A 338-nucleotide genomic window follows, 5' to 3' on the forward strand; every position below is an offset into this window, starting at 1 on the left:
TGGTTTTTTGCCACTTCATACTGCGGATGCGATTTTAAAAAAAGATATTTTACCAACTCAACACGCTCATTATCTTCTAAAAAATGAGCAACTTTTAAGGCATTTTCACAATGTTTTTCTACTCTAATTGATAAAGTTTCTCAACTTTTAGACAAAACCCACGCATTAAAAGGAGACATTGCAGTTCCTGTATTTCTTGCAAAAAGATAAATCTCTCTAATCAAATCTTTTTTACCAACTGCTACTCCGCCGAAAACTCTTCCTTGTCCGTCTATTAATTTTGTTGCAGAATGAATTACTAAATCTGCTCCAAACTTAATGGGTTGCTGAATATAAGG

Annotated in this window: 1 pseudogene; it reads right to left on the reverse strand. The window is 33.4% G+C overall.

Annotated elements, in window-relative coordinates:
- A pseudogene (locus ACY2RX_RS14615) lies at positions 1–338 on the reverse strand (PLP-dependent transferase); the annotation flags it as partial.

The sequence above is a fragment of the Polaribacter sp. 2405UD43-2 genome (assembly GCF_058147125.1).